At 63.1% G+C, this 20570-nt stretch carries 13 protein-coding genes and 2 pseudogenes; 9 read left to right on the top strand and 6 right to left on the bottom strand.

Annotated elements, in window-relative coordinates; translation table 11 throughout:
* The first annotated feature begins 63 nt into the window (after positions 1-63).
* Complete coding sequence (locus AKL29_RS28190) at positions 64-2502, top strand: sensor domain-containing protein (RefSeq protein ID WP_082190741.1); 2439 nt, start codon at positions 64-66, stop codon at positions 2500-2502.
* 485 nt (positions 2503-2987) lie between these two features.
* Here AKL29_RS28190 and AKL29_RS28185 read toward each other — a convergent pair whose 3' ends face one another.
* Positions 2988-4748: an adenylate/guanylate cyclase domain-containing protein gene (locus tag AKL29_RS28185; RefSeq protein ID WP_063779961.1), complete on the bottom strand. Its 1761-nt coding sequence runs from the start codon at positions 4746-4748 to the stop codon at positions 2988-2990.
* 316 nt (positions 4749-5064) lie between these two features.
* On the opposite strand from AKL29_RS28185, the gene AKL29_RS28180 reads away from it, so the two are divergent.
* Positions 5065-5919: a Bug family tripartite tricarboxylate transporter substrate binding protein gene (locus tag AKL29_RS28180; RefSeq protein WP_082190740.1), complete on the top strand. Its 855-nt coding sequence runs from the start codon at positions 5065-5067 to the stop codon at positions 5917-5919.
* Positions 5920-6102: 183 nt separating this feature from the next.
* Here the strand turns inward: AKL29_RS28180 and AKL29_RS43015 are convergent, their stop codons facing one another.
* Together AKL29_RS43015 and AKL29_RS28175 are read right to left on the bottom strand one after the other, a co-directional pair.
* Positions 6103-6273 carry a hypothetical protein gene (locus AKL29_RS43015; RefSeq protein ID WP_193395257.1) on the bottom strand — a complete coding sequence of 57 codons (171 nt, stop codon included), beginning with the start codon at positions 6271-6273 and terminating at the stop codon, positions 6103-6105.
* 212 nt (positions 6274-6485) lie between these two features.
* The gene (locus AKL29_RS28175; protein WP_082190739.1) at positions 6486-9740 is read right to left on the bottom strand and encodes an AMP-binding protein; all 3255 of its coding nucleotides are present in this window, start codon (positions 9738-9740) and stop codon (positions 6486-6488) included.
* Between the two features lie 365 nt (positions 9741-10105).
* Between AKL29_RS28175 and AKL29_RS41230 the strand changes: the two are divergent.
* Positions 10106-10222 (top strand): annotated as a pseudogene (locus tag AKL29_RS41230) (transposase); the annotation flags it as partial.
* 145 nt (positions 10223-10367) lie between these two features.
* Here AKL29_RS41230 and AKL29_RS28170 read toward each other — a convergent pair.
* Positions 10368-10793 (bottom strand): universal stress protein, encoded by a 426-nt coding sequence (locus tag AKL29_RS28170; RefSeq protein WP_016840840.1) that lies wholly within the window; start codon positions 10791-10793, stop codon positions 10368-10370.
* Between the two features lie 157 nt (positions 10794-10950).
* Complete coding sequence (locus AKL29_RS28165) at positions 10951-11493, bottom strand: SixA phosphatase family protein (protein WP_028337706.1); 543 nt, start codon at positions 11491-11493, stop codon at positions 10951-10953.
* 95 nt (positions 11494-11588) lie between these two features.
* Between AKL29_RS28165 and AKL29_RS28160 the strand changes: the two genes are divergently transcribed.
* The 5 genes from AKL29_RS28160 (at position 11589) to AKL29_RS28140 (ending at position 19492) form a co-directional block, all read left to right on the top strand.
* Positions 11589-13085, top strand: a complete 1497-nt coding sequence (locus AKL29_RS28160) for an NAD(P)/FAD-dependent oxidoreductase (RefSeq protein ID WP_050386411.1) — start codon at positions 11589-11591, stop codon at positions 13083-13085.
* Between the two features lie 75 nt (positions 13086-13160).
* On the top strand, positions 13161-13661 hold the full coding sequence (gene msrB, locus AKL29_RS28155) for a peptide-methionine (R)-S-oxide reductase MsrB (RefSeq protein WP_028337704.1): 501 nt from the start codon (positions 13161-13163) through the stop codon (positions 13659-13661).
* Between the two features lie 183 nt (positions 13662-13844).
* Positions 13845-15677, top strand: coding sequence for a flagellar hook-basal body complex protein (locus tag AKL29_RS28150; protein WP_050386410.1), 1833 nt, complete (start codon positions 13845-13847; stop codon positions 15675-15677).
* 46 nt (positions 15678-15723) lie between these two features.
* On the top strand, positions 15724-17601 hold the full coding sequence (gene flgK, locus AKL29_RS28145; RefSeq protein WP_050386409.1) for a flagellar hook-associated protein FlgK: 1878 nt from the start codon (positions 15724-15726) through the stop codon (positions 17599-17601).
* 7 nt (positions 17602-17608) lie between these two features.
* The gene (locus AKL29_RS28140) at positions 17609-19492 is read left to right on the top strand and encodes a flagellin family protein (RefSeq protein WP_050386408.1); all 1884 of its coding nucleotides are present in this window, start codon (positions 17609-17611) and stop codon (positions 19490-19492) included.
* 133 nt (positions 19493-19625) lie between these two features.
* On the opposite strand, the gene flbT is transcribed toward AKL29_RS28140, so the two are convergent.
* Positions 19626-20057 (bottom strand): flagellar biosynthesis repressor FlbT, encoded by a 432-nt coding sequence (gene flbT, locus AKL29_RS28135; protein ID WP_028337700.1) that lies wholly within the window; start codon positions 20055-20057, stop codon positions 19626-19628.
* 366 nt (positions 20058-20423) lie between these two features.
* On the opposite strand from flbT, the pseudogene AKL29_RS46755 reads away from it, so the two are divergent.
* A pseudogene (locus tag AKL29_RS46755) lies at positions 20424-20570 on the top strand (flagellin); the annotation flags it as partial.

The raw sequence follows: 20570 nt of genomic DNA, 5'->3' as shown, positions 1-20570 counted from the left end.
CGGGAAGCGCGTCGCCGCTGGCATGAGGAGCGATCGCTGCGCTGTGCGATCCGGTTGGCCCGCATGGGCTACTGGGAGTCGCAGAGTGCCGGCGCGACCGATCTCTGGATATCGCCCGAGCTCGCCGCATTCTACGAATTCGAGACCGCCGACGGCTACATCCCCATCGCCACGGTGCGCGAGCGCTATTTGCCCGAAAGCCGGAAGCTCCTGGAGGCGCATTACGCGGCCTGCTGGGCGGAGGGGCGGCCCTATGCGGTGCGGACGAGACTCCGCGGTTCCGATGGCAGCCTGCTCGACTGCGTGGTGCATGGCGAGCCGGAATTCGACGCGGACGGCCAGGTCCGGCGCGTGTCCGGCATCGTCCGCGACGTCACGGAGGAGACCTCCGCGCTGCGGCGCCTGGCGGAGAGCGAGCAACGGCTGGCCGATTTTGTCAGCACCGCCTCGGACTGGTGCTGGGAGAGCGACGCCGAACATCGGCTGCTGCCCTATCCCAAATCGCTTGCCGGCAATGCGGCGTTCCAGACGGTCGCCGCTGGCAGGAAGGCGCGCTGGGAACTGACTTATGCGCCCGAGGACGGGGAGGCGATGGCGCGGCACCGGGCCGATATGCAGGCCCATCGCCCTTTTCGCGACTTCACCTACACGCTGATCGGCAAGGACGGCTCGCGCGTCAGTATCTGCACCAGCGGCAAGCCGATCTTCGCCGATGACGGCAGCTTTCTCGGCTATCGCGGCACCTCCAGCGACATCACCCAGCTCAGGGCGGCCAAGGCGCTGCTCGACCAGCGCACGCGGGCGCTGGAGGAGGCCCACCGCCTCGGCAAGATCGGCACCTGGAGCTTTCGGCTGGACAGCGGCCGCACGATCTGGGCGCCCGAGCTCTACCAGCTTCTCGGCTTGCCCGACACGTTCGAGCCGACCGATGAGAACATGGGACCCTATTTCCTGCACGGCGACGCCGACCGCTTCCGGGACGTGCAGAAACGGGTGCTGCGCACCCGCAGGACCGAGGCCACGGATCTACGCATCCTGCACGCGGACGGCATGCCCCGCGATCTGGCCGTGATCTGCAAGGCGGAGGTTGCCCACGACAAGGTCATCGGCATCATCGGTACCGTGCAGGATGTCACCGAGCGCAAGGAGGCCGAGCGCCAGCTCGAGCAGCTCGCCTACAGCGATCCGCTGACCGGCCTTGCCAATCGCGCGCTGTTCACGCGCCAGCTCGCCGCCCTGACCGAAGGCTGCTCCCGGGGAGGCCGGACCGGTGCGCTGCTGCTCATCGACCTCGATCGCTTCAAGGAGGTCAATGATTCCCTCGGCCATGCCGCCGGTGACGAATTGCTGATCAAGGTGGCGACTGCGTTGCGGCAGGACTTGGGGCCGCGCGCCTTCATCGCCCGGCTCGGCGGCGACGAATTCGCCGTGCTGGCGGATGGATGCGACACGTCCGACGCCGCGCTGACCGGGCTTGCCGATCGGCTCGTCGGCAAACTGTCCGGCCCCGTCGATCTCGCCGAGGGCGAGGCCTCGGTCGGCGCCACCATCGGCATCGCCCGCCTGCCGGAGCACGGCGCGACGGCGGAGACCGCCGTGCGCAACGCGGACCTCGCGCTCTACATGGCCAAGGAGGCCGGGCGCGGCCGGGCGCAACTGTTCGAGCCGGTCTATGCGCAGGCGGTCGATGAAAGGCTCGATCTCGGCCGCCATCTGCGCCACGCCGTGGAGGCCGGTTCCCTCGAGGCGCATTACCAGCCGCAGGTGGATCTGAAGACCGGCCGCGTCACCGGCTTCGAGGCGCTGCTGCGCTGGACCCATCCCGAGCGCGGGCCGATCTCGCCGGCGGAGTTCATCCCGATCGCCGAAAGCTCCGGCCTCATCGTCGATCTCGGCCTGTGGGTGCTGCGCGAGGCCTGCCGGCAGGGCCGCGCCTGGCTGGATGCCGGGCTGCCGCCGCGCTCCATCTCGGTCAATGTCTCGCCGGCGCAGATCTGGAGCGTGGATTTCGAGACCGCGGTCTCGGCCATCCTGGCCGAGACCGGCTTTCCGGCGCAGCTGCTCTGCCTGGAGCTGACCGAAAGCCTGTTTGTGGATCATACCGAGCAGCGGATCAGTCGCACGCTGACGGCGCTGTCCGGCTTGGGCGCCCGGCTGGCGCTGGACGATTTCGGTTCGGGCTATTCCTCGCTCGGCTACCTGACGCGCCTGCCTTTCGACTGCCTGAAAGTGGACCGCGCCTTCGTGGACGGCATTTCCACCGCGCCGGAGAAGCGCAAGCTGCTGGGCGGCATCATCGCCCTGTCGCACGGGTTGGGCATGACGGTCGTGGCGGAGGGCGCCGAATTGTCCGCCGAACTGGACGTGCTCGGCGGGCTCGATTGCGATTTGGTGCAGGGCTTCGTGTTTTCCCCGCCCATCGCCGCCGACAAGGCGCCGCTGGTGGCCGCCAGCATCGAGCGCGAGGCACGCCGGATGCAGCCGCAACGGAATCGCCTCTAGAGTCTGATGAGGTTAGGTTGAACTGGAACGGCGTCGAAAGTTCACCTCCCCCTTGGGAGAGGTCGATTTGCGCAGCAAATCGGGTGAGGGGCACGGTCTATCGAGAGAGCAAGAGCCCTCATCCGAATTGCGCTGGACGATGCTTCGCATCGCCAGGCGCAATCCGACCTCTCCCCAACGGGGAGAGGTGAACCGAGATCGCGCCAAGCCGATTCTATCAAAACTCATCGCGCGCGCTAGGCGAACACCGCTTTGGTGGCATTCATTGCCCGCGGCTTTGCCTCGATGGTGGCCGCTGACCAATCAGCTGGACCGTGTACTCACAAATCGGAGCTGGATGAGGGGCGCTTGATGTCCGTTCTCACCCTGACAGCCGCGAGAAAGCGGACCTTGCTGGAGGTTCGAGAAGGGCCAACAAGCGGACTTCGGACGAGCACCACCGCGCAGGACGGCGAGCTGCTGTCTTGCCCGCGCATTCGCCGAGACTATGCTGGAAGGCCGGCCTTTCGCAGCCCGTCAACCAGGTGCTCCAAATCTTCGGCGCGTTTGAGAATGGATACCTGCTGCTGGGTGCCGCTGATGCTGTATCTTGGATTCAAGCGTAGAACTTCGTTTGCCTCTGCACGAGCATCTTCCATTCGTCCCAGCTGAGCGTACGTCGCAGCCAAGAAGGCGTGGCCATACTGGTGATTGGGCGCGCGGCCAATGGCTTCAGTCAACCAATGTTGGGCATCGTGGTATTCTTTGAGGTGGTAGTGAGCTACGCCGACCATCAACGGCGCAAAATGCGGATGGAATGGATCTAGGCGCATTTGCAACTTGGCGATGGCAATAGCTCTGGTCGGGTCTCCCACCGAGTAGAATATTTGCGCGAGGCGGTAATCCGCGAAATTGGGGTTTAGCGCCAGCGCTCTTTCGGCGGCGCCAGTCGCTGCGTCGAAGTCACGCTTCCGGATGATGTTATAACCCAACTCGGCATAGGCTTCGGGCAGGCCCGGATTGTGGGCAATTGCCGTGCGCGCCAATTTGATGGCCAGGTCAAGGATAGTCGGGCTCAAATATTCATCATTCAGGGGATTGAGCCAAGCCACCCGGTGCGTGCTGGCCAGCATTGTATAGCAACGGGCATATTTCGGATCGATGGCCAGCGAATCTGCGAGGTGCCCTCGTGTCCTCAATAATTCCGCCATTTGCCACGAGGACTGGAACGATATCCACGCCGCAGCTGCGCGCATGTAGTGATCGTAGGCCTGCCAAGTCGCGGGCGGCTTGAGCAAGGTGCGTTCAGCTTCCGCCATGTTCACATGCGCGACCAGAATTGCGGCGATCGTACGCGCCACGTCGTCCTGGATCGCAAATACATCCTTCAACTTCTGGTCATAGCGCTCGGCCCAGCGGTGGACGCCACTTGCAGCATCAATCAGCTGTGCCGTGATCCGAACTCGGTCATTGCCCCGACGAACGCTACCCTCCAGAACATAGCGCACGCCGAGTTCTCGACCCACCTGACGCAAATCAACCGCTCTGCCCTTGTATCGAAAACTCGAATTGCGTGCGATCACGAACAAGTCCGAGAAGCGGGACAACTCGGTGATGATGTCTTCCGAAATTCCATCCGCAAAGTACTCCTGTTCCGAGTCGCGACTCATATTCTCAAAAGCCAGGACGGCGACCGATGGCTTGTCGGGAAGCGCAAGCGCCGGTCGCGCCGGAGCGTTGCCGAACGACACGCGATAGACCCGCACCGGCCGTGCAATGTTCTTCAGTTGATGCTCGCCACTATCTTCGAATTCGATGTCAAGCTTATCCTGCGTATCTTCTCGTACGCGTTGCGATACACAGATGCCGCCCGGCTCACAAAGCGCCTCGAGCCGAGCCGCAACATTTACCCCGTCCCCAAAGATATCGCCGCCTTCTGTGATGATGTCGCCGGCGTTGATGCCGATGCGGAACTCGATCCGCTTTTCAATTCGCACATCGGTGTTTCGAGTGATCATGCCGCGCTGTATCGCAACGGCGCATCGCATAGCGCTGACCACGCTGGCAAACTCCACCAACACTCCGTCGCCGGCGCTCCTGATAAGCCGCCCGCCGTGCTTTTCGATCTCGGGATGGAGGAGCGCAGACAGATGTTCGTTCAGCCGGGCGTGCGTACCCTCCTCATCAGCACCCATTAGGCGGCTATAGCCAGCCACATCGGCCACGAAAACAGCACTCAGTCGCCGTTCCACACGGTCTGCGGCCATAAAAGCTCGCCCTGATCCGATCCGATCTTTAGTCAAAGTCTATTGTCAGAAGAAGGAGGTGTCTATCGGGCTCCGAACACCGGTGTCATTCAGATAGTGCCAGCCCGCGTACGAGCTCGGGGAGATCGACCTCAGTATCGGATTCTGCCCGCTTCGATGGCGAACCGCGTGCGAGGTACGGACGGATGGACGCGCCCGCAGCGCGCCGGAGAGCCGAGCCGGCCAAATGACGTTCTTTCGGAGGTTGCGCCCTCGAAGGGAACGTGGTCCAGCTGTCCTTGAAAATCGCGATACTCGTTGAAGAGGGCATCAGCGAATGACGAGATTCACGCCACTTTTTCTTGCTGCGCTTGTGATGCTCTCCAGTCCCGCACTTCCGAATGATGGACAGATTACATTGGTTGTGGGATTTGCGGCAGGGGGAACCTCTTCAACCGCAGCCAGAATCGTTGCTGAAGCAGCGGAGCAGATCGCGCGAACGTCGACGATCGTGGAAAATCGACCTGGCGCGGGAGGAGCAATAGCGGCAGATTGGGTACTTCGGCAAAAGGGGACTCAGACACTCTTGTTCATGTCCTCCACGTCGTCGCTCAGAACGTCTCCTCAAAGCGAGCTCGTGCCCATCGGAATTTTGGCGACCTTCTCATACGTTGCCGTCGCGAGAAAAGACGCTGCCGCGCAGCTTGCCGAATACATGCTGGAGGCCTCGCGCGAGGAGAAATATCGCACCGTGGCCACGGCAGGCGCCGGGAGCATTCCCCATCTCATAGGTACAACGCTTTTCAACGACTACGGAGTGCCGATGGTGCACGTACCTTATCAAGGGTCGGCGCCAGCGATCCTCAGTGTCCTTGGGGGGCATGTCGCGGTTGCGATTGTTCCTTTTCCGGACTTTCTCCCGTTTCAAGATTCACTTCACGTTCTTGCACAAACCGGCAGCGGGATTGAGACGGAAGGATGGATCGGCATCTTCGCTCCGCCGGGAACATCAGCGGAGGAAGTCTCCCGACTCTCCGAGATTTTTCGGCAAGCATCGCAACGTTCTCAGGAGAAACTGCAGAATGTCGGATTTAAGCAAGTATGGCGATCCGGTGCAGAGGCGCGAGCGATGCATGAGAAAGATTACACCCGGTGGACGCCGATACTTAAGGTGCTCGGAATTCAACCCTGACGCGGCCGCAACGGTGGCCATGACGTGACCGGGGGCTTCACACCCCGCCGTCCGGAGCCGCGTCGATTTTACGTGCCCTTTGGTCAGGCCCTCCGCTGTCTTTTCCGCATTCGGCGGAAGCCCCTGCACGGCTGAAGCGCGGAGACCAGACTACAGCCTGTTCGGGCGCTGACGGCCCGGGCGCTAACGGCGCTTTGATACTTTCTGGACCGTCTTGAGCGCTTGATTGACGCCCTTCAGCGATTCATTGACCCCCTCCAGCTGCGCTTGCAGAGCATCCCTGCGCTTCTGTAGGTCCTTCAGCAGTGCTTTCCTTTGCGCCGCGGTCAATTCCTCAAAATCGATGAGATCCACTGCAAATCTACACATCGCCGCCTCCAAGTGGCAAAATTAGATTTGATCAATCCCTCGTCCAATGCACCCCTGAATTGTCGACAATTTCTAGTGGATAATCAAGCTGGATGAACCTCGGATCGGACGAATTTTGGACGACCTTGCGCGTGGCAGGACACCGGCACAGGCGTTGCACTTTATTTCACCGGCTTGGTGCGACTGACCTGATCGTTTCAGGGATCAATCAATCGGCCAAGCTGCTCGTTGGGGTTTGCGGCCGCATTGACCAAGATTGCCGTGTAATCGGCAATCCAATTCTGGACGGTGTTTGGCTCGAACAAGTCGTCCTTGCGCCCGCATATGCCGGTCATTCCCGACGGGGTGTCCTTAAGGGTAATCGAGAGCCAAGCGCGATCAATCGGCATGGCAGACCGTTCTTCCTGGTAGCCGAACGGGCGAACCGTCAGATCGGGCAACTGGAGCGCTCGGCGGAACGCAACTTGGAGAACGAAATAAACTTGGACGAGTGATGCCGGGCACAAGCCGGTCTCTTCCGCCAGTCGGCTGGCAATTATATCGAAGGGAAGTTCTTGTCTGGCGTAAGCCTCCAAGACGGCCCTGCGCACGCGTTCAAGCGCTTCGCTAAAGGTCAGATCAGCATCAAGTTGGGTGCGGATGATCGTTGTGTTCGCGAACGGACCGATCACGCGTTCTGTCCTGAGTTGAGGCCGATTGGCCATCAAAGTCGCGACACAAATGTCGTTGCGTTCGCTCCGGAGCAACAGCAGGGTCTTGAAACCGGCGAGTAAACTCATGAACAGAGTTACGCCCCGGTCGCGGCTCATGGCGCTCAGCTGCGTCACCAGATTGTTCGATATTTGAAATGATTCCTGGAGAGCGCGCGAAGTCAATTCGCCTCCAACGCTGCTTTTCGGGGCTGCAAATGGAGGTGAGGCTTTGTCGAGGCATCGCTTCCAGTAAGCGAACTGCCTGTTTGCTTCCTCGGTGCTGGACCACAAACGCTGCCAGCGAGCGAAATCGGAAAACTGAAGCGATGGTTTGGGCAGCTGCGCCTTCGCACCGGAAATCGCAGCGGCATAGATCTCCAGAAGTTCTTCCATGAAGATTGCCATCGACCAGCCATCGATGATGATATCATGCATGACCAGGAGCAAAACATGGTCCCTGGCATCGAGCCTGAAGAGATAGGCCCGGAACAGTGGCGCATTGTTCATGTCGATCGGCGCCAGGGAGCTCCGTTCGGCTTCCAGCTTCGCCTTTACCAGCAGAAGTTCCTTGGCACGGGTATCTCCGGCATGCACCGGGACTGCATAATCCTTCACAGCCAGGATTGATCTGACATCGACGTCCGGCACGACGCGAGCGAGGGGGACCTCATCCTGCCAGATAAACGCCGTGCGCAGCATGTCATGCCGACGCACGACCTCGGCAAGGCTCCGCTCGAGCACGGGAATGCTTAGTCGGCCCTGCAATCGATAAGCGAACGGCAGGTTGAACTGGGGTAGCCCGGGTAATTTTCGCTCGATGCGTAGCATGCGCTCCTGCACGATGGAGATTGACTGTGCGCCATCTGCATCAGCGCGCGAGATCTGCGATGGCGGATCGTGCGGGCGCGCCAACGAGCCGGCGCTCTCTTTTGATGATTCAAGGCGAAGCGCAAGCGCTGCAACGGTCGACGAATTGAAGATATCCTCGAACGACAGCATGACGCCGAAGTACTCTTCCACACGCAAGATCAACTGGGTCATGGCAAGTGAATCCACGCCGAGCGCGAAGACATCCTGATCAACGCTGATCCGATCGATGTCCAGGATGTCCTTCCAGATACCGGCCAGTTGACGCTCCAATTCCGAGCTGGGCGCAACTCCTTTGCCGTCGTCCTGGATTGGTCGAGTCTTTGAAAGGCCGGCCGCAAGTTCATTGCGCTTGATCTTCCCGCCGGAGCCTTTCGGAATCTCTGTTACAATCACGATGAGGCCAGGGACCTTAAACCCGGCCAGGCGTCCTCGGGCAAAGTCTCGGAGACTTTGTACGCTCACCTTTGCGTCCTGACGCAGCACAATAGCGGCGGCGACGTCCGCGCCCAGTCGCTCATGGGGGACAGGGAAAACAGCGGCTTCGATCACAGCCGGGTGGCTCAGCAATGCGCTCTCTACCTCGGCGGGGGCAATCTTCTGCCCGCCCTTATGGATGATCTCCTTGATGCGACCGACGATAAAGAGATACCGGTCGGCGTCCAGGTATCCGAGGTCGCCGGTCCGGAACCAGCCGTCCTGAAATGCGGACGCTGTAGCGGCGGCATCATTGTCGTACCTTCTGGTTATGGTGGGACCTCGCAGCGCGATCTCTCCACGTTTGCCGGATGGCAAGCGACGGCCTCTCCTGTCCAGTATCCCGATCTCGGGGCCGGCCGGCCGGCCGACGGAACCGCGCTTTCGCCGCTGCAAGGGATTAGCAGCGATCTGGGTCGCGGCCTCCGTCATGCCGTAGGTGTCTATAACGGGAACACCAAACAGCGCTTCTAGTCCGTCGAGCACTTCCGACGACAGAGACGTCGAAGCCGAACGAACGAGCCGCAAGGAGGACCGCTGCGCAGCCTGCCTGTAGGGATCCGCCGCCGCCAATACTGCGCGATGGATTGCTGGTACCGCCGTGTACCAGGTTGGTCGGAACTCCATCAGCCAGCCGAAGAACGCTGTTGCATCGAAGCCAGGCGGACAGACCGTACTGGAGCCTGCCGCAAGCGCGGCCAGAAGTCCCGAGATCAAGCCATGCCCATGAAAGAGAGGCAGTACGCTTAGCAATCGGTCGCGAGCCTCCAGCTCCAAGACGGCGCCAACGTTGTCGGCCGACAGACAGACGCTCGCATGGGTCAGAGGGACCGTTTTGGGCCGCGACGTGCTGCCAGATGTCATCAGGATGAACGCGTCGTCAGCGCTGGACGCAAACTCGTCGTCAACCAGGAGCTGCGGTGCCCGACCGGCAACACTGAACGCGCCGGCTCCCTCGTTCGGCCGCATCGACACATCGATCACGGGCACGCCCTGGATTTGGGCGGCGCGTCGGCTGGCCGAATTCAAGTCAGCGTGCGTCAATAGCGCCGCCAGCTGCAATTCGCCGAAATAACGCAGGTATTCATCACAGGTGAAACCCGGATTGAGAGGTACACAAACCGCGCCGGCCGCAACCGTGATCGCCGCTACTGCAGCCTCTGGTCCGTCCGACAACACGACCGCGACCCTGTCAGTTCGGCGCACGCCGACGTTCCGCAACCCGAAAACCACTTCATTTGCCTGCGTCCATAGCGCGCCATACGTCATCGGGCGGCGCGCCGGGGCCAGAATGGCATAGCGCTCCGGCGCAGTTTCCGCGTGGTCGGCGAGGAGGTCTCGAACGCACGGAAAGGGGCGTCTTCCGGCGCCCTTGCGTGCGTTACCTTTCCGCAATTCCTTGACAATATTCGACAACGCCGCCCCTCATCGTCAATGTCGCTCCGTATCCTGAGCTGGTGAAGTCAATTCCCAGAACCCTCAAACACATCGAAGGACGAGAATACGCGGATAGCATCGTCGGGCAATCGACCGCGGGCGCCTCGGCTGCGCTCAGGCAAGTTGCCTGTTCTGACAGCATCTTGGGAAGCTCAACGCTTATAGCAGTATGTTGAGCCACTGTCCGGCATGGCCGACGACCGCTTCGGGTCAAGAGGTGAAGAGCTCAACGTGAGCACAATGCGTCCGCTTTCGGGTGCATAGCGACCAATCGCCGTCGGTCAGTGCCTCATTGAGCTGACTGCCGAGCCGTGGTTCCAGCGCCTGACCGAAGGGGCCGAATCATGCGCTACGAACTCTCCGACGACGAATGGACTGCCATCGAGCCGATGCTGCCCAACAAGCCGCGCGGCGTGCCACGAGCGAATGACCGCCGCGTCCTCAACGGCATCTTCGTGCGCAATTTCGGAATACTAGAAGAATATCCCTGAGTTGCCCGACGTGTCAAGTCGCCTGGTCGAACGCCGGCCGCCGCCGGCTACTTTGCATGGGGTTGTTTTCGATATTTTGGCAGCGCCGCCTGCGACGGCCATGACTCACCCAGCTTTAGTGCCGCACCACCAGCACCGAGCATTTGGCGTAGCGCACCACGTGGCCGGCATTTGAGCCGAGGAAGTAGGTGCGCATCGCTGGCCGGTGCGAGGTCATCACGATGAGGTCGGCCTTCATGGTCGCGGCCTCCTCGAGGATCTCGTGATAGATGCCGCCCTGACGCACCACGCCCGAGATGCGGGAGGGCGCGATGCCGGATTCGCGCGCGACGATCGCAAGCGCTTCTTCCGATGTTTCGCGCTGCTGGCTGTCGAAATCCGCCGGCACGTATTCGGCGAGCATCACCGGCGTCATCGGCAGCACGTTGAGCAGACGAACCGTCCCGTTCCATGTTTGCGACAATGTTGCAGCGGTTGCGATCGCCGGCTTCGCCAGATCGGTATCAGCGAGGTCGATCGGAACGAGAATGGATTTGTACATCTGCGCCTCCTGTCCGCGATTGGTCTGGAGCCGTTTGGTCCCTGTGCCCGGGACGCGCGCCTTCTTTTTCTTGAAGTCGTTCTGGTCTCGACGCGAACCGGTCCCCCTGTCGCGCAGAGGCCAATATAGCATGGCGGCGCGGCGCTGTCCGCTTGCGTCAGCTGCGCGAGGCCTGCTTCAACAGCTTAGGGCTGACGAACAGGACGAGCTTGCCGCGCCGAAACGAGACGTCGTTCCAGTCGTCGGTCGCAAAGTCGAAGACGGCGAGCCCCGAGGTCGGCAGATTGTCGCCGAGCGCGCGCTTTGCGGCCTCGTCGCCGCTGCCGGTCAGCGTCAGCGCGAGCTCGTGCATGCCGGGATTATGGCCGACCAGCATCAGCCGCTTCGGATCGCTGACCGAAGCCATCCGGATCGCGGTCAGCAATTGCACCGGGTCGGCGCCGTAGAGGTCCGGCACGAATTCGACCTTCGGCGCAGGCCCGGCGCCCTTCAGCGCCTCGCGCACGATCTCCCAGGTCTGCCTGGTGCGGACCGCCGGCGAGACCAGCGCCAGATTGGGCAGGGGCGGATGACGGGCGATCCAGCCGCCGATCTCCGCTGCGTCGCGGTGGCCGCGCTCGTCGAGACGGCGGTCCTGGTCGTGCCCCGAAGGCGCGTCGTGTTCGGTTTTGGCGTGACGCAGCAGCAGCAAACGGCGCATGGACTTCCATTCTCGATTCGGTCAGGTCGAATTAATTCTACAGGCTCATGCCCTGGACAAGGTGACAAGCGCCGCAGCGGTTCGTAAGAAACGCCATGAGCGAGAGTTCCACAAGTGCGGCAGACGGCCCCGATCAGGCGGCCTCGCCGTTCCGCGACCGTCTGGCGTTCGACCTCGACGTCGATATTTGCGTGGTCGGGGCCGGGCTGGCCGGCCTGACCGTGGCGCGTGAGGCGGCGCGGCTCGGTGCGAGCGTCGCGGTGCTCGAAGGCCGCCAGATCGGCTGGAACGCCTCCGGTCATCATCTCGGCACCGTAATGCCGGGATTCGGCCTGCCGATAACAGATGTGATCGAGCGCGTCGGCCTCGACGATGCCCGCGAATTGTGGGCGCTGTCGAAGGAGGGCGCCGACTATGTCCGCGCCGCCGCTACCGAAGATTTGATCCCGGGCATCAAGCCGAGCGATGGCGCGCTGGAGGTCTCCAATGTCGATGTCGGCGAGGCGCTGATCAGCCGCCTGCAGACGCTGGGTGAGGATTTGGCGACCGAGATCGAGGGCTGGCAGGTCGATCGCGTGCGCAGCGTGCTCAGGACCGGCCGCTATTTCCACGGCATCTATTATCCGAAGGCGTTCCAGATAGAAGGTCGCAAATATGTGCACGGCCTCGCCGCGCTGGCGATGCGGGCGGGCGTGCGGATCTTCGAGGAGACGCCGGTCGTCAGCATCGATTTCTCCGGCATCCGCAAACGCATCGTGACGCCGACGGCGCGGCTGCGCGCCAACCATATTGTCCTCGCCGGCAATATCCATCTCGGCGCGCCGCTGAAGCGCTTGTCCGATACGCTGCTGCCGGTGTGGCGCTACGCGGCATTGACCGAGCCGCTCGGGGAGCGGCTGGCCGAGACCATCGTCTTTCCCGGCTCGGTCGTCGACAGCGACGGCATCGACCATTTCCGTGTTGTCGATGGCGATCGGCTGTTGTGGGCGAGCCCCGAAGCCACCTGGGACGCACGGCCGAAGCGGCTTGGCGGGGCGGTGCAGCGCCGCATCGCCACGGTGTTTCCGCAACTCGGCAAGGTTCCGATCGCCGAGATGTTCGGCGGCGCGGTCGGCGTCACCGTGCACGGCATGCCGCAGATCGGTCAGTTGCGCCGGGGCCTGTGGGTGGCGAGCGGCTTCGGCCGGCAGGGACTCAACACCTCGGCGCTCGCCGGGCAGCTGATCGCGCGCAGCATCCTGTGGGGCGACGATCGCTGGCGGCTGTTTTCGCCGTTCGAGCTGGTCTGGGCCGGCGGCGCCACCGGCCGCGTCGCCGGTCATTTCGTCGGCCTGTGGGCGAGGGGGGCCTCGTCCGTGGCGGGTGTTCTGGCGCGCTACCGCGAGGGTGCACGTGCGAAGGAGCGCCTGCGCGAGGCACGGCTCGCCGAGGCCAATCTCAGGGCGGGAACCAGGGGACCCGCACCCCGCCGTCCGCCCCCGTCGGCAGTGCGGCCGGCGCGTCCGCCCGCGCCCAGGCAGATCGAGGACGGCGAGGCGCCGTATCCGGATGCCTCGCAAGAAAGTGAGCGGATCTCCGACGGGCGGATGTAACGTCCGCCGGCGGGGTTCGTATTTGTTGACGAACCTCGGGCACGCCCCCCGAGCCGCCCGCACCGGAGATGATTAATGATCGATCGCCGCATCCTGCTTGCTTCCGTCGCCGGCCTGTTCGGCTTCGCCGCCTTCCGCTGGCTGCGCGCCTCGCCGGCGCAGGCCGCCGAGAAATTCGAGATCGAGAAGACCGACGCCGAATGGCGCGCGCAGCTGACGCCGCAGCAATACGAGATCCTGCGCAACCAGGGCACCGAGCGGCCGGGATCCAGCCCGCTGCTCAAGGAGCACCGCAAGGGCATCTTCGCCTGCGCCGGCTGCGACCTGCCGCTGTTCTCGTCCGAGACCAAGTATGAGAGCGGCACCGGCTGGCCGAGCTTCTACAAGCCGCTGGACAACGCGGTCGGCACCACGTCGGACCGCACCTTCGGCATGGTCCGTACCGAGGTGCATTGCCGCCGCTGCGGCGGCCATCTCGGCCACGTCTTCGACGACGGCCCGAAACCGACCGGACTGCGCTACTGCATGGACGGCTTCGCGCTGGTGTTTCACCCGGCGGCGCCATCGGCGACCTGACATTCCTTCCCGGCAATTGTTGCCGCTCCCGGCAAATGTGCCCCGGTCGAACGACCGGGGCATTTTTTTCAAGCGGATGATTTTGTTACGTTTTGTTTCGTGGCACGACCTTTGCGACATGCTCCGCCGATGCGGCCATTCCTGTGATTGCCAGCCGCCGGGAATCGAATTGGAGAACATGTCATGGGTATCTTCGGCGCTCTCACGACGGCTGTCGGTGGCTTGCGCGCGGGGTCGTACGCGCTTGAAAACATCTCCGGCAACATCGCCAACTCGCAGACCACCGCCTTCAAGCGCATCGATACCTCGTTCCTTGACCTCGTCCCGCAGACCGCGCTGACCGCGCAGCTTGCCGGCGGCGTCACCGCGCAGTCCCGTTCGACCAACTCGGTACAGGGCGACGTCCAGTCGGCATCGGTCGCGACCTTCATGGCGATCAACGGCAACGGTTTCTTCGCGGTGCAGAAGCCCGGCAGCTTCACCGACGGTGCGCCGGTGTTCGATGGCGTCGACCGCTACACCCGCCGCGGCGATTTCCAGCTCAACAAGGACGGCTATCTCGTCAACGGCGCCGGCTACTATCTCGAGGGCGTGCCGATCGACCCGACCACCGGCAACCCGGCAGGCTCATCGCCGCAGGTGCTGCAATTCAAGAACGACTTCCTGCCGGCGCAGCAGACCACCAAGATAGACTATCGCGCCAACCTCGCGTCCTATCCCTTGACCACCGCGCACGACACTTCGGTTCCCGGTTCCGAGCTGATCCGGCCGGGCGCGTTCAGCAGTGGAAACAATCCGTTGGTGCTGGGCACGCCGGCTGCGCCGTATACCGATTCCGCTATCACCGGCACCGAGCAGAAGAACAAGGCGACGCCATCGGTGGACAATACCATCGCGACCTTGCTTTCGGGCGGTACAGGCACCGACTCGATCAACGCCAGCTTCAGCGCCGGCTCGGCCGGCCCGCCCGTCGTGCCCGCCGACACGATCACGGTCAACGGCACCGTCATCACCTTCGTGGCGTCGGGGGCGACTGGCAACCAGCTCAACGTCACCGACAGCATCGGAACGCTGCTCGCGAAGATCGACGCGATTACCGGCACCACGACGCCATCGACGATCAGCGGCGGCAAGATCACCTTGCACTCCGGCAAATTGGCCGATCTCAACGTGACGAGCTCGAACTCGACCGCCTTCGCGGCGCTCGGCTTCACCGGCTCGGCGGTTGCGGTTCGCGGCGGCGGCGGCACGGTCGGCACCGGCCAGGTTATCGGCAACGATAACTCGACCTTCCTGAACGAATCCGTCTCAGGCGGCGCCGTCACCGCCTACGACGTCTCGGGCGCGCCGGTGAACCTGCAATTCCGCTGGGCCAAGACCGACAGCTCCTCGCTGGGTGGCACACATACCGACACCTGGAACCTGTTCTATCAGGTCAATCCCAATGCGACCGGCACACAGGTCTCCTGGCAGAACGTCAACGTCAACTTCACCTTCGCCTCGAACGGGCAGATGTCGCCGGCGATCTCCTCGGTGGCGCTCACCAATGCCGTCGTCAACGGCGTGTCGCTCGGCAGCCCCGTGATCAATTTCGGCTCCGGTGGCGTGACCCAGTTCGCCGACGCCAACGGCAACGTTCAGGTCAACCAGATCCAGCAGGACGGTTTCCCCGCAGGCCAGCTGCAGTCGGTCAGCGTCTCCACCAACGGCCGCATCGTCGGCAACTACACCAACGGCCGCAACATCGACCTCGCCGAAATCTCGGTGGCGACCTTCAACGGCACCAACTTCCTCAAGCGCATCGACGGCGGTGCGTTCGAGGCGACCGACGAGTCCGGCGCGGCGTTGTTCGGCAAGGCCGGCACCATCGTCGGTTCCTCGCTCGAGAGCTCGAACACCGATATTGCCGACGAATTCACCAAGCTGATCGTGACCCAGCAGGCCTATTCGGCGAACACCAAGGTGATCACCACGACCAATTCGATGGTGCAGGATCTCCTGAACGTGGTGCGCTGATCGCATCGTTGCTGCACGTGTGAAGAAGTAAAGGCGAGTACACATCATGGGTTTGAGCCAAGCCCTTTCCACCGCGATGTCGGGCCTGCGCGCCACGCAGGCCTCGCTCTCGCTCGTGTCGTCGAACGTCGCCAACGCGGAGACGCCCGGCTACGTCAGGAAGACGCTCAATCAGGTCACCGGCACCACCGGCCAGTACGGTTCGAGCGTCCTCATCACCGGCGTCAACCGCCAGCTCGACGAATTCCTGCAGACCCAGCTCCGCACCGAGACCTCGGGCGCGGCCTACGCCGATGTCCGCTCGGATTTCATGGCCAATCTGCAGGGCGTGTACGGCAATCCCGACTCCACCGGCACGATCGAGGACGCCTACAACAAGTTCCTGACCGCGCTGCAGGGGCTGTCGACCAGCCCGGAATCGCAGTCGGCCCGCATCGGCGTGATCAATGCCGCGCAATCGATGGCGCAGCAGCTCAACGCGACGTCGCAGGGAATCCAGACGCTGCGCGCCAACGCCGAGGCCGGCATCAGCGACTCCATCAACAGCGCCAACAATGCGTTGCAGCAGATTGCGCGCCTCAATGTCCAGCTGGCGGCCAATGGCGGCACGACCGATGCCTCGACCGCGGCATTGCTCGATCAGCGCGACCGCTACGTCACGCAGCTCTCGCAGCTGATGGACATCCGCACCGTCACCAACAGCCAGAACCAAGTGAGCGTGTTCACCAATTCCGGCGTGCAGCTGGTCGGCACCGAGGCCGCGACGCTCAGCTTCAACGCCCAGGGCACGATGACGTCCAACACGTTGTACAATACCGACCCGACCAAGAGCACGGTCGGGACCATCACCATCACGTTCCCGCATGGCGGCACCTATGACATGGTGTCGACCAATTCGATTCGCTCCGGCAAGATCGCCGCCTATCTCGAGTTGCGCGACAACACGCTGGCGCAGGCCCAGACCCAGATCGATCAGTTCGCCGCCGCGATGTCGAGCGCGCTGTCGGACAAGACCACCGCGGGCACCGCGGCGACGGCGGGAGCGCAGTCCGGCTTCGACCTCGATCTCTCGGGGCTGCAGAACGGCAACACCATCCACGTCTCCTACAAGGACAACACCACCGGCCTCACGCATAATCTGTCGATCATCCGCGTCGACGATCCGAGCGTGCTGCCGCTGAGCAATACCGCGACCGTCGATCCCAACGACGAGGTGCTGGGCATCGATTTCTCCGGTGGCATGAGCTCGGTGCTGTCGCAGCTCAACGGCGCGCTCGGTGGAACCGGCCTGCAATTCTCCAATCCGTCCGGGTCGACGCTGCGCGTGCTCGACGACGGCGCCGCCAACAAGGCCGATGTGACCGCGGCGTCGGTCACCACGACGGTTTCGTCGCTGACCTCGGGCGATCCGCACCTTCCGCTGTTCACCGACAATGGCGGGCTCTACACCGGCGCGATCACCGCGAACGGCTCGCAGACCACCGGCCTTGCCGCACGCATCAGCGTCAACACCGCCTTGATCGGCGATCCCTCGCGCATGGTGGTGTACTCGACCAATCCGCAGACGCCGGCCGGCGACACCACGCGCGCCAACCTCGTTCTGAACCAGCTGTCGAATGCCTCATACAGCTATTCGCCGCAGACCGGCCTTGGCACCACCGGCGCGCCGTTCACCGGCACGCTGCTCAACTTTGCCAAGCAGTTCATCAGCCAGCAGGGCGAGTCGGCGACCGCTGCCAAGCAACTCGCTGACGGCCAGGACGTCGTGCTGAACACGCTGCAGACCAAGATGGACTCGACCTCCGGCGTCAACATGGACGAGGAGATGGCGCATCTGCTTTCGCTGCAGAACGCCTATTCCGCCAATGCGCGCGTGATGTCGTCGATCAAGCAGATGTACGACGCGCTGCTGCAGCTCACGTGAGGGTAACATGTCGATCGACGGCGTAAGCGGCAGAACTTCCTATATCGGCACCACGATCCTCAACCTGCGGAATCAGCTCAATGACCTGACCACGCAGCTTGCGACCGGCAAGGTATCGACAACTTATGCGGGGCAGGGACTCGATCGCGGTTTCGCGCTCAGCCTGCGCGCGCAGATCAGCGGCATCAACGCGTTCTCCGATACCGCCACCAACCTCAACACGCGCCTGAGTGTCGCGAACCTCACCTTGCAGGGCCTGTCCGACGTCGGGGCCCAGGTGAAGAACGCCGCGACGACGGCGACGCTGACGCTCAACGACAGCGGCCAGACCTCGGGCCAGATCACGGCGCAGGCGGCCTTCGCTAACGCGGTCGCGATGCTGAACAGCCAGTCGGGCGACCGCTATCTGTTTTCCGGCCGCGCGATGGATACGCCGGCCACGGTATCCGCCGATACCATGCTCAAGGGTACGGCAACCCAGGCCGGCCTCACGCAGCTCATCAATGAGCGCAAGCAGGCCGATCAGGGCGCCGGCATGATGGGGCGCCTGAGCGTCTCGTCGCCGCCGGCGACCACGACGGTCACGAGTATCGCCGAGGACGGCTCGCCGTTCGGCCTGAAGCTTTTGTCGGTGCAGTCGTCGTTGACGGGTGGCGCCACGGTGACGCAGCCGACCGGCACGCCGAAATCGGCCTCGGTCGATCTCGGCGCCGTCAATCCGAAGGACGGCGACAAGATCAAGTTCAACTTCACGCTGCCCGACGGCACCACCGAAGCGATCGAACTCACGGCGACCACGACGAACCCGCCGCCCGCCGGCTCGTTCCTGATCGGCGCCGACACCGCGGCGACGACGGCCAACCTGCAATCGACCCTGACCTCGTCGATCAAGACGTTGAGCGACACGTCGCTGGTCGCGGCGTCCGCGGTTGCGGCGTCGAACAATTTCTTCAATCCGGTCGCGACCGTGTCGGGCGCCGCGGTCAACAACCGGAACACGCCGCCGGCGCCGATCAACGGCGCCACGGCGCTGTCGGGGGCGGCGGGCACCGACTCGCTGTCGGCGAGCTTTGCCGCCGGCGATACCATCACGGTGAACGGCACGCCGATCACCTTCGTGGCCTCGGGCGCCACCGGCAACCAGGTCAACGTCACCGACAGCGTGCAGACGCTGATGGCCAAGATCGACCAGATCAGCGGCACCAAGAACCCGTCGACCATCGGCAACGGCGCGATCACCCTGCACGGCGCCGATGGCGAGAGCCTGTCGATCTCGAGCTCCAACACGGCCGCACTTGGCGCGCTCGGCATCGCCAACAACACCACCGCAGCGCCGGCGCCGCTGAGGGTAGGGGGACCGCCGTTCGACACCGCCACCAACCTGGTCGCGGGCACGCCCGACAACACCGTCTACTGGTACACCGGCGAGAATGGCCCGGGGTCGGCGCGCGGCACCGCGGTCGCGCAGGTCGATCAGTCCATCACCGTGCAGTATGGCGCGCGCGCCAACGAACAGGCCTTCCGCTATTTGCTGCAGAACGTCGCGGTGTACGCAGCCGTCACAACCAATGCCAGCAATCCGAATGCGAGTGCGCAGGTGACGGCGCTCGCGCAGCGCGTGAGCGCCAACCTCGCCCCGCAAAACGGTCAGCAGCAGATCCAGGACGTGCAGGCCGAATTCGCCGGTGCCCAGACCGCGACCAAGGCGGCCACCGATCGGCAGACCCAGCTCAAGGGGATGGCGGAAACGATGCTCGACTCGGTCGAGGGCGTCAATCAGGACGAGGTCGCGACCAAGATCCTGGCGCTGCAAACCAGCTTGCAGGCGTCGTACCAGACCACGTCGATGCTGTATCAGACGACGCTGCTGAAATATCTGCCGATCGGCTGATCGCGCGCCCCTCATCTCCAGCCAGCAAAAAGGCCTCCGCGCGGAGGCCTTTTTCGTTGAGGCGAGTGGGGCTAGAGCGTTTTCAAGCGAAGTGGACGCCGGGCCGCGCGAAAACGCGTCAAAACAAGGAGCTCTACGCGCTCTTGCGTGTGTCGTCCCGCTCGGCGTTCTGCTGGTCGCGCGCGGTTTCCAGCAACTTCTCTTCGTGTGCGATCAGCTTCTTGGATTCCTTCAGCGCGTGATAGAGGTCGCCGTTGAGGATGAAGTTGTTGACGCTTTCGATGAAGGGCCAGGCGCTCGGCATCGCGGTGATGATGTCGCGCACCAGACTGAAATAGGTCGGGTGGTGCGCCATCGGGTCCGGCGACAGATACATCAGCTGCACAGCGAGATAGATCAGCTTTGCCGGCGTGTCCGCGGTCTCGGGCGTCAGGATATCCTTCTCGCGCAGGATCGGGATGCGGTCACCGTCGATCAGCAGGCGGGCGCGCTGGTCGGTGTTGGTGATCACGCAATTGCCGACGATGATGCGCTCGTTCGGTTTGAGTTCGACCTTCAGGGCCATAACCGTTCTCCTTTGCCGGCAGTCGCGCGACGTCTTCGCTCGCGGAACGACGTGGTTCGGCACTGCTTAGCAGCCGCCGTTGCGGCCCGGGGCCGATGCGACAGTGATCCTTTCCCATGATGGTTAATGCTTGGTGAATGGGGTGAGGGCGCAGGGGTCGCTATCTGGCCGGAATTGTCAGTCGCCCCAGTAGTTTTCGGGACGAACCTCGCCCAATGGCGACAATTTTATTCTTCGGCCTTTGTCTCAAATGCCGTGCTGGAGATTTCTTTTTCCTTCGCGGCTTGACCGCAGGATCGGCCATCCGCCCGATCAGAAAGGATTGGAGCGGCTTTTTCCTCAGTTTCACACCAGAAAGGTATGAAAATGTCCGATATCATTCTCTCCTCCTCCGTTCGTCAGAACCTCCTCTCCCTCCAGTCCACCGCCGATCTGCTCTCCACGACGCAGAACCGCCTTGCCACCGGCAAGAAGGTCAACACGGCGCTCGACAACCCGACCAACTTCTTCACC

This window comes from Bradyrhizobium pachyrhizi, assembly GCF_001189245.1.
Lineage (GTDB): Bacteria > Pseudomonadota > Alphaproteobacteria > Rhizobiales > Xanthobacteraceae > Bradyrhizobium > Bradyrhizobium pachyrhizi.
Note: the sequence above shows the minus strand (reverse complement) of the source record. Positions and strands in the feature narration are given on the sequence as shown.